Source organism: Flavobacterium fructosi, from assembly GCF_042787335.1.
In the GTDB taxonomy this organism is placed as follows: Bacteria; Bacteroidota; Bacteroidia; order Flavobacteriales; family Flavobacteriaceae; genus Flavobacterium; species Flavobacterium fructosi.
Genome location: NZ_JBHZQA010000003.1, coordinates 1 through 14,123, shown reverse-complemented (window position 1 = coordinate 14,123; position 14,123 = coordinate 1). Strand labels below are relative to the sequence as shown.

Sequence of the window (14,123 nt, the reverse complement as noted above, 5' to 3'; positions counted from 1 at the left end):
ATTTTATTTTTTATTTTTCAATATATTCAGGCAGCTTATCAGCCTCTATTGCTTATTGCTATTTCTATAAACTCCTGGTATTCCATCAAGTAGGTTGAGTGTCATTTTTTTTATAGTATTTTTTTTTTGTTGCAACAAGAAGTGTACAAAGAATGTTATTTTATGAAAAAATAGCGCAGCGATTGGTATCAGGAAATAGAAAGTTCTCTTGTATCATTATTTTTTTTCAGTCAATTTTTTTATCAGATTAACTTCATCTTGACGATATGGCGTACCCTCTTTTTTAAACACATCGTGAAACCATTCATTAGGCTCTTCCCCATTTACCATAGGAGTGTCCCATTGATAAATAGTATTTGACTTCCCTGCTACCAAGCCCCAATTAATTGCTCCAATATTTTCTTTTTTTAATAATGGCAGAATATTTGAAAACCTGCTATTTCTAGTTCGAGCCATATATTCTGTACAAATCATGGGTCTGCCATGTGATTTTAATAAATTAATTACTTGTTGATGCTCTGCAACATCACCATAATGGTGGTACGTAATAATGTCAGAATTTAAAGCCTGGAAAGCATTAAGTTCTTGAAAACTCCAAGTCCACAATCCAGCGGTTAAAGGTTGATTTGGGTTAATTTCTCGAGCCCATTCAAAAACTTTAGAAAGAAGATTCATTGAAGTATTCATTTTTTCACTATTGCCGGGTTCATTGTACAAATCCCACATCAGAACACGATTATCATTGGAAAAAGTTTTGATGATATCTTGAACATAAATCTTTAGTTCCGGAAAGTTTTTATCTTCTTTATAAGCAGGATCGCCCGGATCTTGTACCCAACCAGAATTATGTATTCCTGGTTTAGGACTTGGCTGTAAACCTATTTTGGGATTTTTATCCCACACGTCATCAAATATTACAAAAATAGTTTTAATACTGTGTTTATCTGCTATTTTTAAATATGTTTTCATCCGATTTTTAAACCCTTCTGGATTATCTTTATAGACTAAACTATGCAGGTATACACGCATCGTGTTCATGCCAATACTTTGAGCATACCCTAATTCTTTGTCTATTGTCTCAGGATCAAATGTATCTTCTTGCCACATCTCCAGTTGATTGATGGCAGTACTTGGGATAAAATTAGCTCCTACCAACCAGTTATTTTGAACATACCAATTTTCTGCTTTTTTAATAGACCATTTGTGCTGATTGTACTGATTGTTTTCTTGGGCCGATCCTACATTTATAGTAAGAATTAAAAACAGGTTTAAGATGTATTTTTTCATTTTAGCATTATTGAAATTTAATTATTTATTTTTTTCGTCTTTGAAAAACTACCGTTTTAATAAAAAAACGGTAGTTTAATTAACTAAATCAAACCATTAATCCTATGAATATTAATACATTAAGGATTAAATGTCTTTAAATTATTCCTCTGCAGGTCTAATCAATTCTTTACCTAGTTGTTCCGGAATGCCAAAAACTGGCAAGCCATCTTTGTCCCACGAAAATTGCTCCATTCTCATTGATCTATTTTCGCTACATCCTTGTCCAGGCTGTGGGTTGGCATGATACAGAATCCAATCCTCTTTGCCGTTTAAAGATTTAAAGAAAGAATTGTGACCGGGCCCAAAGGTGTTTCCAGTTGTATTAGATTTAAAAAGAGGATTGTTTTCGCTTCTTGTCCATGAGTTTACATCTAAAGGATTTTTGGATAATTCCATCAATATCATTCCAATGCTGTATCCATCTGTCCAACAGCCTCCTGCCGAATAGAATAAGAATACCTTGTTGTCTCTTATTAAAAATTGGGGTGCTTCTGCTACCAAAGGATTGGTATTATTAGTTTCCCAAGTTGCGGTTGGTTTCAATAAACAAACTCTTTCCGTTGAAACTTTAAAGGGGGTTTCTAATTTGACTATGTATAAATTTTGACTGACATTAGTATCACCAGACCATCCAGACCAAGCAAAGTAATGCTCGTTGTTAATCTCGACATGGGTTCCATCGATTGCCCATTTATCATCGGGCAGTTTTAATTCCCCCTTATCTACCCATGTTCCTAGAAATGGATCTTGTGACGTATTTTCAAGAACCCACATTTTGTGATTTTTATTATCGCCATCACTTGCAGCGTAATAGACATACCATTTTCCATTAATTTTATGTAATTCGGGTGCCCATATTTCTTTCGAATTAAAACCAGACGAGGGTGGGGTCCAAATTATTTTTTTTGTACCATTTTTAAGTTCAGACATTTTCTCTGTTCGTATCAATGTGATATTATTTCCGGTAGTAAATGTCACAATATATTCATTGCCATTTTTATAAACCCAAGGGTCAGCACCAGAGCTGAGAATTGGATTTTTAAACGTAGTAGCAGTAGACATTGCATCAATTTTTGGACTTTCACTGCTAATTTGGCTACTATTGCAAGAAATAAATACACTTATGGTAAGACAAACAATTGAAATGGCTCCATATATTCTCAATTTTATTTTTAGTAATTCCATGCTTGTAGTTCTTAAATTAAATATTTAGGATAAAACCCGTTGGGTTCCGATGATTAAAAAACAGCACCAACGGGTTTTTACGCTGTATTTTACCAATTAGGATTCTGTGTCATATTTGGATTAATATCCAAGTCTCTTTGTGGAATAGGCAGTAATTCGTGTTTGCCTTTTACAAAATTATTAAATGCTGGGTCTTTACTTTTTAAATCCGGGCCTAAATCACCCCATCTTTTCAAATCGTTGAATCTGTGACCTTCACCTGATAATTCCAGAAGTCTTTCGTGCTTAATTTGAGTTAAAAATGCTTGTTGGGACATACCAGTTGCTAAGGGAGCTAGCTCCGCTCTTGACCGTACTCGATTAACATATTGATAGGCGTCATTGGTTTTTCCAGTTGCGTTTAAACATTCGGCATACATTAAAAGTACATCGGCATACCTAATAAATCTGTAGTTGTTGATACCTCTAAACCCTTCATAATTTCTAGCATGGTCATGAAGAAACTTTCTGAATGATACCCGTTTATTGTTGCCATATCTTTGCAAAAATGTTTCGCCATATACCATCGTGGCAGCTGGACCCGCTTCGTTAGTAAAATTGTATAAAAATGTTGCCGGCAGTCTAGGATCTCTTTGGTTTGAAACCGTTTTTTCAATTTCAAATTCACCAACGACCCATCTTAATGCTTCAGCATCTGAAAACCCTACTCCGGGTGGTGCATAGAATTGACCTATAGATGTACCATAATTATGGTTAGCGGTTTGTACGTCATTATCCGTTCCTTCTGTAGGGTTTTCAATATAACTCCACTCAATAACAGATTCTACATTAAATTCGGAAGTAATCTTAAAATTATCGGCATAATTAGATACTAAATTATAGACGCTTGCTCCATCCCCAATCACTAAATAATCAAGCGCTTTTTTTGCTGATTCATAATCGCCTATTTGCATATACGCTTTTGCTAATAAAGCATTGGCGCCTCCTTTAGTAATTCTTCCCTGATCCTTAGGATCGGCATAATTTTTAGGTAAACGTGCAACGGCCTCCGTTAAGTCTTTAACAACTTGAGCCCAAACTTGAGTCTCGGTAGAAGTTGCCGGTAAATCCGTGGGCGCAGATGGCTTTAATTGCAAAACAACATTACCCCACAAACTAGCTAAATGATAATAATGCATTCCTCTAAAAAAATAGGCTTCCCCCAATACTCTCTCTTTTAGGCTGGAATTCATATCAATATTTGACACATTTGCAAGGACAGCATTTGCTCTATTGATTCCAACATAATTATCAAAATAAACATCAACCATTGGTCCAAAATTAGAGTCTGGCTGTATGAAATTATTCATCGCATTGGCCAAATCACTCCAGGGGCTATAACTTACACCCACATCAGATCGCAAATCATAAAGCATAGGTTGCCATCTTGAAAACCCTCCTCTGTGCAAGGTACTATAACAGGCATTAATACCTTTTACGGCATCTTTTTCATTCTGCCAAAAACTTTGGTTCGTTACTTCGTTAGGGTTAACTTTATCTAACTCATCACTGCAGGAAGAAAAAATAGTTAACAGCACAAATAATATTAATATGTTTTTCATAATTTTTTACTTTAGTTTTTTGTTTTTAAAATTCTAGATTTACTCCAAATGCAAGAATTCGATTTGAAGGCCAGTTTCCGTTGTCCACACCTCTTTCGAGAATACCATTACCTTGAACGTCAGGATCAAGTCCAGAATATTTCGTAATTGTAAATAAATTTTGTCCAGTTGCATATACACGCAATCCCGTCATTTTTAATTTTTTAAGAAGGCTGTCTTCAAACGAATATCCTAATTGAATATTTCTTAATCTGAGGTATGAACCATCTTCCAGCCATCTATCGGAACTAAATCTACCATTATCAACCAAACCTTGGTCGTTTGTCGCCACACCAATTCTCGGGTCACTTGTATTAGTATTTGTTGGAGTCCAAGGATTTACATCACTTCTAAAGTTTGTATTTTGATAGGAATCTAACTGTTGTCTCACACTATTAAATATTTCATTTCCAAAGACCCCCACAAACTGCGCACTTAAATCAAAATTCTTATAATTAGCTGCAAGTTGCAATCCTGTTTGTAAAGTTGGCCATGATGAAGATCCACTAAAGTCTCTGTCTGTGTCCGATATTCTACCATCCCCATTGATGTCTACAAATTTGACATCTCCAGGTTTTGCAAAAGGCTGAATCAGAATGCCATTTAACGAGTGAGCATCTATTTCAGATTGATTTTGAAAAATACCATCTGTTTTTAACAAATACCATTGACCTAAAGGTTGTCCCACCTTAGATCTTGTCAATCCAGTTTGTATGTAATCTATGCCTTCTCCACGGTTTCCAACTTTCTCAACACGGTTTTTTATGGTTGTAAAATTTAAACCAACATTCCATTTAAATTCATTGTCATTGTTCCTATATGAAGCTTCAAGTTCAAATCCAGTATTTCTAATTGAACCAGCATTTACTGGAGGAGTGCCACCTAAATTGCCTAAATAAACAGCAATAGGCAAATTCGTAACTAAGGCATCTTCAGACAATGAATTGTAATATGCCGCGGACAGTTTTACTGTATTTTTAAATAATGATGTTTCTAGACCATAATTTTGCGTTTTTCTATTTTCCCAACGTAAATCAGGGTTTACCAATGTTGCTTGATAAGAACCCACTTGAGGCATACCGCCTAGAATCGCTCTTGTATTGTTATTTATTGTTCCTTGCCAATCAAAAGATCCTAAGGTTACGATTCCCAACTCCCCATAGGATGCATTTACTTTCAAATCATTAATCCAAGGAACATTGAAAAAATCTTCTTTACTAATTCTCCAAGCTCCCGCTATTGAAGGGAAATTTCCAGTTCTATTATCTTTGCTAAAACGGCTGTCTTTATCAATTCTCCCAGTAAGAGTTACATAATATTTATTGTCATAATCATAGTTAAGCCTTCCTAGATAACCAAAAGTTCTATAATCATCAGTGATTGCACCTTCGCTAATCGATGTTCCTGTTGTTGAATTTATTTGGGTAAATATTTGATCTCCCAATTCCGTAATGTCACTTCTCACAGCTAAAGAGAAATCTCTTTTTGTTTGTTGGTCAGAAATTCCTACAACTCCATTTAGATTATGTTTTCCTACTTTTTTATTGAAATTAAGAGTATGCTCCATCAAAACACTGCTAAATCTAGATCTATTGTCGGCAATGAAACTAGGGCGAACTGCAGCATTAAATTGGGTAACTCCATTTCGTCTTATTCCTTTTGAAAAGTCATAACTTGCTTCAACCCCCACATTGAATTTATAGCTTAAACCTTCCATTATATCTACATTTACGAAAGCATTACCAACCAACTTTGCAAAATTGATTTTTTCACGTAAAAGATTTGTTACAGCAACCTGATTCTTAGAAAATGAAACGGCATTTACAGTTCCTATTCCCCAACCACCTGGGTTATTAGCATTTATATATTCATCCCCTTTAACAGGTATAACAGGCAACATAGTCACCATATCGAAAAAAGGATTACCCGTATCAAAAGATCCTAAAGGTTGTTTTGTGTTTGAATTAGATAATAATAAGTTTTCTCCAATAGTAACTATACCTTTTTTCATTTGGGTATTAACTCTAAAAGATGTTCGTTGAAAAGACCTGCCAATTAGCACTCCTTTGTTTTCAAACTGACTTGCAGAAAGAAAGTAGGATGAGTTTTTACTACCGCCAGAGGCGCCAATGTTTAAATCTAAAGTATTTCCAGTTCTTGTAACTTCATCCTGCCAATTTGTATTAATATTAGGGTTGAAATTTGCTCCAACTGATGATGGGGGAGTCAATCCGGAATTTGTATAACTTGTTTTTTGTAATTCAGCATATTGGGTGTTGTTCATTACATCCCATGTTTGAGGAATCTTTTGTACGCCAGTGTTAAACGTAACGGAAATTTTAAGTGGTCCTTCTTTTCCTGATTTAGTTTTTATAATAATAACTCCATTGGCAGCTCGTGAACCGTATATCGCTGCTGCAGATGCATCTTTTAAAATTTGGATGGATTCAATATCATTATTATTTACTGTTTGATTTGCGTCTGCAATCATTCCGTCAATAATGTATAATGGATTAGAATTAACAAAGCTCGCTGAACCTCTAATCTCTATTTGAGAATTTTGTCCTGGCTGTCCACCATTTCTAACAGTAACACCTGCTGCTAATCCTTGCAAAGATTCCGCAAGAGAATTCGAGAAGTTTTTATTTGCTTTTACTGGATCTATAACAGCAATAGCACCTGTTAAATCTTTCTTTTTTATAGATTGATATCCAATTATAACTATCTCGTCTAAATTGTTGCTGTCCATGATTAAAACAACATTAATTGTAGTGCGACCATTGACTTGAATCGATTGGCCTTGAAAACCAATATAACTGAAATCTAACACTGCATTGGAAGGAACGTTTTTTAATGTAAATTTTCCATCAAAATCAGCAGTAGATCCTATCTGGGTCCCTGGAATTGAGACATTGGCACCCGGTAATGGGGTTCCATCACTTCCTTTAATTACACCACTAATGCTTAATTGGCCTTGTGAATAAGCGTTGTTTAGGAACGTAAATAAGCAAAATGTTAGGGTAATGACTAATTTAATTAATTTTGGTACATTTTTTTTCATTTTGTAATAGTTTTATTTGGTTATTTTCAAACAAAAAAAGTTTAAAAAAAATCATAAATCTATCTTTAATGTGTCATTCTTTATACAAATCATTTAAAGTAATTATTTTATTAGTAATATTATCATTTATGGAATGAATTGTATAATTTTAGGATGATTTGAATTGAAAATTGGCATTCTATTTATTTACTTTTATTCACAAAAATAGTATCACGTTTAAAAAATGAAAAAACACATCGTTCACCTCCTAATAATCTTTTTTTCGACCATTTCTTCATTTGGGCAAGAGTTTTATTTTAAAAAGTATAAAAGCGAAAATGGATTATCACATAATACAGTGCTTACCTCTCTTCAAGATAAAAAAGGGTTTATGTGGTTTGGAACCAAAGATGGATTAAACAGATTTGATGGCTACACTTTTAAAACTTTTCGAAATGACACCAATAATCCCAAAAGCATAGGGAGTAATTTTATTGAATGTCTTCACGAATATAATGGTCAATTATGGGTGGGAACTAATAATGGGTTATTTACATACAATGAAAAAGCGGAAGATTTCAGCCTTTTAAACAGGTCTTTAAACAAACCCATCGTTGACATTGAGAATGACAATGACGGTAACCTTTGGTACATTGCAGACTTAACTTTATTCAAGTATACTGTAGCGACAAAAAAAACAGTTAGTTATAAAAATAAACTATTGTTTAACGTAGAAGAAATTACCAGAACACCTGATGGAAGAATTTGGGTAGCCTTTAATAATAATTTATACAGCTATCGTAAAGAAACAAATTCATTTAAAAAAATTAGTATTAATATCTCTACAAAAAATAAACTTCCCATAAGAATTAGTAAAATAATATGTGAAGATGAAAACAGCATTTACATCGGAACACAAAATAATGGTGTGCTAGTTTATCATATTCGGAATAATACTATCACACGATTGCGTCTGAATAACAGTGAACCTTTATACATTAGAGATTTTTTAAAAATTAATACAAACGAGTTGTGGATTGCAACAGAATCAGGTTTAGTTATCTATAATTTGAAAAGTTCCAGTTATAAAAATTTAACTAAAAACTATAATAATCCTTATTCAATTTCCGATAATGCAGTTTATTCCTTGACTTCTGATTCCGAAGGAGGCGTTTGGATTGGTACTTATTTTGGGGGTATTAATTATTACCCAAAACAATACATACAATTCAAAAAATATTTCCCAAAACTTGGAGAAAATTCAATTAGCGGTAATGCAGTTCGTGAAATTCGTTCTGATCAAAATGGAAATTTATGGATTGGAACCGAAGACGCTGGACTTAATAAGTTTAATCCAAAGACGGGAATTTTTACTAATTACAATCTTTTCAATAATACTAACTTATTGACCCATAACAATATTCATGGGCTGTTAATCAAAGAAAACAAACTTTGGATAGGCACGTTTGATCGTGGTATTGACATAATGGATACCGATACTGGAAATGTTATCAAACATTACAGTGTAGGAGATGGTCATGGTCTTTCCAGTAATTTTGTATATACACTTTATCAAAATAAATCAAAACAAATTTTTGTCATTACTTCAACGGGGATACAAACTTACGATGCTGAAAAAGATAAATTCATCACGCACAGAGGGTTTTCAGAACGGGTTTTTTATACTTCGTTTATGGAAGATAAAAAAGGCATTCTTTGGGCTGGTACTTATTGGGGTGGTTTAATTAGTTATAATCCACGGACTAATAAACGCATTGTTTTTAAACAAAATAAAAACAATTCAAAAAGCATAAGCAATAATGCAATAAACGGCATCTTCCAAGACTATAAAAACGATTTATGGATCGCAACTGAAAATGGGCTTAATGTTTATAATTATAAAAGCAATGAATTTAAAAATTACACTACGAAAGATGGATTTCCCAGCAATGTATTTTACTCTATTATTTGTGGTGAAAAAAATATTCTTTGGATAAGTACTTCAAAAGGTTTGGTTGAATTCGATCAAGAATCAAAAAAAATTAAAGTGTACACTGAAGACAATGGCCTTTTAAACAATCAATTCAACTATAATTCAGCTTACAAAGACAAAAACGGTATGATCTATTTTGGCAGCACGAGTGGTATGGTCGCTTTTAATCCAAAAAAGTTTAGAAAAAACACTTTTCGTCCCTCTATTTTTTTAACCGACATAGAAATAATTGGTAAAGAATCATCTGAAAACACTACTATCTCTGCTTTAAATAATTCTATTACTAACAACAAGGAGATTACATTACATCCAGATGAGAATTCTTTTAATCTTGATTTTACTTCTTTAAGTTATACTGCGCCAGAGATGGTGAAGTATTGGTATAAGCTTGATGGATCCACAAATGATTGGATCTCGTTAGGAAAAAGACATAAGGTTTATTTTTCTGGTTTATCTTCTGGTAAATATATTTTTAAAGTGAAAGCACTCAACGTTAACGGTATTTGGAGTAAGTCGTCACCAGTACAAATTACGATCTTACCACCTTTATGGAAAAGTAATTTGGCCTTTGTCTTTTATTTTTGTATCCTAATTATTTTAAGTTTTATGGGTTTTAGATTTTATCACAACAGAATAAAAATAAAAAATTCGTATTTATTAACGGAACTAAATAACAAAAAGGAAAAAGAATTATACAATGCCAAGATCGAATTTTTTACCAATATTTCTCACGAGATTCGTACGCCATTAAGTTTAATAAAAGGTCCTTTAGAAAAGTTACTTACTAAAGTCGATCCAAACAGTGATATAAAAGAGAACCTCTCTATTATGGATAAAAATGTAAGTCGCTTGCTTACTTTAGTTAGCCAATTATTAGATTTTAGAAAGACTGAATTAGAGAACGTTAGCCTAACATTTGTCAAAACAAATATTACAAATTTAGTACGAGAAACCTATACACAATTCAGTCAGATAATCAAGAGCAAGAACATTGATTTTGAACTTAAATTGGAAACAGATGATTTAATTGCTTTTGTTGATGCTGAAGTATTGACTAAAATATTAAGTAATCTGTTTAATAATGCGATAAAATATTCAAAATCCAACGTTATTCTTTCCTTATCAAAAAAGGAAGGATATTTTAAATTAACAATAAAAAATGATGGTAAACTAATTCCATCCCAACTCAGAAACAAGATATTCGAACCTTTTTTCAGGGCGCCAGGAACCGAAAATCAGTCTGGAACTGGCATAGGTCTTGCGCTTGCCTACTCTCTCGTCACGCTACACAAAGGAAAGTTAAAATTAGACACAAGTGATGCTGCAATGAATAGTTTTGTGCTCAAACTTCCCATACATCAAGACAAAGAATTCGATTTTGACGATTCAAAGACATCAGACATAAAAATAGAAGCCCAGTTCTCTGTTCATAAATTAAAAATAGAAAACAATAAACCCACTGTCCTTTTAATAGAAGACAATGAGGATTTACTAGATTTTATTGCTAAGGACTTAATGGATACTTATACAATAATAAAATCATCAAATGCAATACAAGCCTTAGATATTGTTGACAATGAGAGTATTCAATTAATAATAAGTGATGTCATGATGCCAGAAATGGATGGGTTTACATTCTGTGAAAAAATGAAAACTACTATAAATACAAGCCATATTCCCATTATTCTGCTAACTGCCAAAACATCCATTGGAGCTAGGATAGAGGGGCTAGAATCTGGTGCGGACGCCTACATTGACAAGCCTTTTTCAATGGAATATCTAAAAGTTCAAGTGTCTAATTTATTAGATAATAGAAGAAATATCATAGACCATTATTCAAGTTCTCCTCTAGCTCACATCAGAACAATGGCTCATACTAATGTCGACGAAAAATTTATAAAAAGATTGGACGGAATTATTATCAGTAATATTTCAGAATCCAATTTAAGTGTTGACACCTTGGCAGAGAACATGAATATGAGTCGATCCACTTTGTATAGAAAAATTAATAATATCACTAATTTAAGTCCCAATGACTTAATAAATATTACTAGACTTAAAAAAGCTGCCGAATTATTGAAAACAGGTGATTATAAAATCTATCAAGTGGCCGAAATGGTCGGTTTTAATTCACAAGTAAGTTTCGGCAGAAGTTTTCAAAGGCAATTTAATATGACCCCATCTAAATATGTGAAGTTTGAGATAAAAAAGAAATAACTCCCGAGTTTTGAATTTTCTTTTTATTTACTGTTAGTTTACACTCCCTAACTTTTTTTTTAAATATCTTATTTTAAAAAAAACCGTATTACTAATGGCATGACTTTTTAGTTTTCCATTTTTTGTCTGTTTCCAGAGAGAGATGAAATTTATCTTGAATTAATTTCGATCGTCTTTTTTTGTAAGTCATCCAATTAGTGTTTTAACGGCTCACTTAAAAAAATATGGCCAGAAGTCGTAACTTCGGATAAAAAAAATGAATTTTTCAATATTTTTATCCTTTCTACCTGAAGCATTATTATCTCATTTTGACATTGTTGATTTAAAGGAACTGGGGGATTAATTAACCAAAAAAGATTGCTTTTATATCTCTTTAGACAAGAAAAATATTTTCTAAAAGAATATAGCTCCATTGAATATGAATCTAAAGGGTTCTATGAGCGAACCATAATACAAGATTTTCCGGGTCACAGAAAAAAGTTGGGGAGAATTTATAAATTTGCATAAAAAAGCAAATGGATATTTCGATATTTTCTTCGTTTCTACCAGAAGGACTGTTGTCTCATTTTGACGTTGTTGATTTCAAGGAGTTGGGTGACTTACAAACCAATAAAGACTGTTTATATATCTATTTAGACGAGAAAAATATTCTTCCAAAAGGATTTAACTCAATTGAATTTCAATCAAAAGGGTTTTATGAGCGAACCATAATACAAGAATTTCCTATACGAGGGAAAGCTGTTTATTTAGGTATAAGAAGACGTAGGTGGCGTAATAAAACAGACAAATCTATTGAAGTAAAAAGTGATTATTCATTTATAGCTGAAGGTTCAAAATTAACGGTTGAGCTTTCAGATTTTTTAAAAGATACAGGTCGAGACCCGAGAAGATACGATAAGTAATATCGTCAGTTATTATGGTGTTAAGGCTAATTTATTGCAACGTCATTACAAGAAAAAAATCAGTGGTTTTAAAGATTGGAAACAGTTAAATCACTCCCAAGATTATTTGATTTATCCTGAAAATATTGGCGAACATTTAAGTATTGACGAGTTGAGTTTATCAAAAGGAGAACTCTATACTTTTGTTACAAATAAAAATGGAAGAGGAAAGAAAAAGACACTCGTAGCGATTATCAAAGGAACTAAAAGTCACGATATTATTGATGTTCTAAACAAAATTTCGTTAGAAAAAAGAAAATCGGTAAAAGAAATAACCCTTGATATGGCAAACAACATGCAATTAGCTTCAAGAATGTGTTTTCCTGAAAGTTATCACGTAACAGACCGTTTCCACGTTGTAAAACTAATAATGGAAGCCTTGCAACACTTAAGAATAAAATATCGATGGGAGGAAATTGAAAAAGAAAATCAAGCCATCAAAATAGCAAAAGAACAAAGCTTAAAATACATTCCATTTACTTTTGAAAACGACGATACTCCAAAACAATTACTAGCTCGCAGCCGCAATATTATTGCTAAAAAACCAAATGATTGGACCCAAAACCAAAAGATAAGAGCTGAATTACTATTCAAGAATTATCCTCTTTTACATAAAGCATATAATCATACTCTTGAGTTTAGAAATATTTATGAAGAAACATTAAGAAAACTCGCCAAAGAAAAAATATTAAACTGGATAGAGAAAACCAAACTATTAGAAATGACCGTTTTTAATACCGCGGCAAACAGTTTGAAATATCATTTGGAAACCATTTTGAACTTCTTTATAAAACGACATACAAATGCAAATGCAGAATCATTTAACTCGAAAATAAAACTCTTCAGAGCCAACCAAAGAGGTGTCGTAGATATCAAATTCTTTCTCTTTAGAATGGAAAAACTTTTTGCCTAATCCCCAGAAAATTTATGTGACCCGATTTTCCCATAAGAGGCTAGGCTGTTTATTTAGGCATAACGCGACGAAGTATGCTAAAATTAAAGCTTTTAGATCCCAATTCAGAGCGGTCAGAAATATAGGATTCTTTCATTTTAGAGTAACCGAAATTTATGCTTAATTTTTATCGCTCCACAGGTTTTGGAATTGATCCCAAATCAAAGAGGTGCAGTAGATGTGGAATTTTTTCCCTTTAGAATCCAAAAATTTACAACGAAAAAAATCCCCATCAAATGAATGATGAGGATTTAATAGAATCTGAAACTAATTCAGATTAAAGAAAGGCGACGAACCGAGGCATTAGCCAAACACGTCGTACCTATAAAAAAAAGAACCCCAGCTTTTTCAAGCTGGGGTTCCACAAAGAAAGGCGACGACATACTCTCCCACATAACTGCAGTACCATCTGCGCAGGCGGGCTTAACTACTCTGTTCGGGATGGGAAGAGGTGAGCCCCGCCGCAATAACCACCTTAAGAGGTTATAATTGCTTTGGGCAATTATCTATAACTAACAATTGATAATTTATCAATTCATAATTATAGTAATATCTTAACATACTGAGATAAAGAAAATAAAAAGTATTAGAAAGTTTCTTCCCCGGGTTACCCCGGGGAAAAGCGTACATAAGCTTACGGGTTATTAGTACTACTCGACTATGACATTACTGCCTTTACATCTATAGCCTATCAACGTGGTCATCTCCCACGACCCTTAAAAGAAATCTCATCTTGTGGTGGGTTTCGCGCTTATATGCTTTCAGCGCTTATCCCTTCCAAACGTAGCTACTCTGCGATGCCACTGGCGTGACAACAGATACACTA

Annotated in this window: 7 protein-coding genes and 2 rRNA genes; 3 read left to right on the top strand and 6 right to left on the bottom strand. The window is 33.2% G+C overall.

Annotated elements, in window-relative coordinates; genetic code table 11:
* Window positions 1-216 precede the first annotated feature (216 nt).
* The 4 genes from ACFX5D_RS05385 to ACFX5D_RS05370 all read right to left on the bottom strand — a co-directional run bounded on the left by ACFX5D_RS05385 (window position 217) and on the right by ACFX5D_RS05370 (window position 7,215).
* Window positions 217-1,287 (bottom strand): glycoside hydrolase family 2 TIM barrel-domain containing protein, encoded by a 1,071-nt coding sequence (locus ACFX5D_RS05385; RefSeq protein ID WP_379857224.1) that lies wholly within the window; start codon window positions 1,285-1,287, stop codon window positions 217-219.
* A gap of 141 nt (window positions 1,288-1,428) precedes the next feature.
* A complete protein-coding gene (locus ACFX5D_RS05380; protein ID WP_379857223.1) occupies window positions 1,429-2,514 on the bottom strand; it encodes a glycoside hydrolase family 43 protein in 1,086 nt (361 codons plus the stop codon).
* Window positions 2,515-2,603: 89 nt separating this feature from the next.
* Window positions 2,604-4,115: a RagB/SusD family nutrient uptake outer membrane protein gene (locus tag ACFX5D_RS05375; RefSeq protein WP_379857222.1), complete on the bottom strand. Its 1,512-nt coding sequence runs from the start codon at window positions 4,113-4,115 to the stop codon at window positions 2,604-2,606.
* A 25-nt stretch (window positions 4,116-4,140) separates the two neighbouring features.
* Entirely contained in the window at window positions 4,141-7,215 is a 3,075-nt protein-coding gene (locus ACFX5D_RS05370) for a SusC/RagA family TonB-linked outer membrane protein (RefSeq protein ID WP_379857221.1), read from the bottom strand.
* 223 nt (window positions 7,216-7,438) lie between these two features.
* On the opposite strand from ACFX5D_RS05370, the gene ACFX5D_RS05365 reads away from it, so the two are divergent.
* The 3 genes from ACFX5D_RS05365 (at window position 7,439) to ACFX5D_RS05355 (ending at window position 13,258) form a co-directional block, all read left to right on the top strand.
* Complete coding sequence (locus tag ACFX5D_RS05365) at window positions 7,439-11,404, top strand: hybrid sensor histidine kinase/response regulator (protein ID WP_379857220.1); 3,966 nt, start codon at window positions 7,439-7,441, stop codon at window positions 11,402-11,404.
* A gap of 515 nt (window positions 11,405-11,919) precedes the next feature.
* Window positions 11,920-12,306 carry an ISAon1 family transposase N-terminal region protein gene (locus ACFX5D_RS05360; RefSeq protein WP_379857219.1) on the top strand — a complete coding sequence of 129 codons (387 nt, stop codon included), beginning with the start codon at window positions 11,920-11,922 and terminating at the stop codon, window positions 12,304-12,306.
* A 34-nt stretch (window positions 12,307-12,340) separates the two neighbouring features.
* Window positions 12,341-13,258: an ISAon1 family transposase gene (locus ACFX5D_RS05355; protein WP_379857218.1), complete on the top strand. Its 918-nt coding sequence runs from the start codon at window positions 12,341-12,343 to the stop codon at window positions 13,256-13,258.
* 407 nt (window positions 13,259-13,665) lie between these two features.
* Here the strand turns inward: ACFX5D_RS05355 and rrf are convergent.
* Both rrf and ACFX5D_RS05345 read right to left on the bottom strand, forming a co-directional pair.
* Window positions 13,666-13,775, bottom strand: a 5S ribosomal RNA gene (gene rrf, locus ACFX5D_RS05350).
* Between the two features lie 146 nt (window positions 13,776-13,921).
* A 23S ribosomal RNA gene (locus ACFX5D_RS05345) occupies window positions 13,922-14,123 on the bottom strand; the annotation flags it as partial.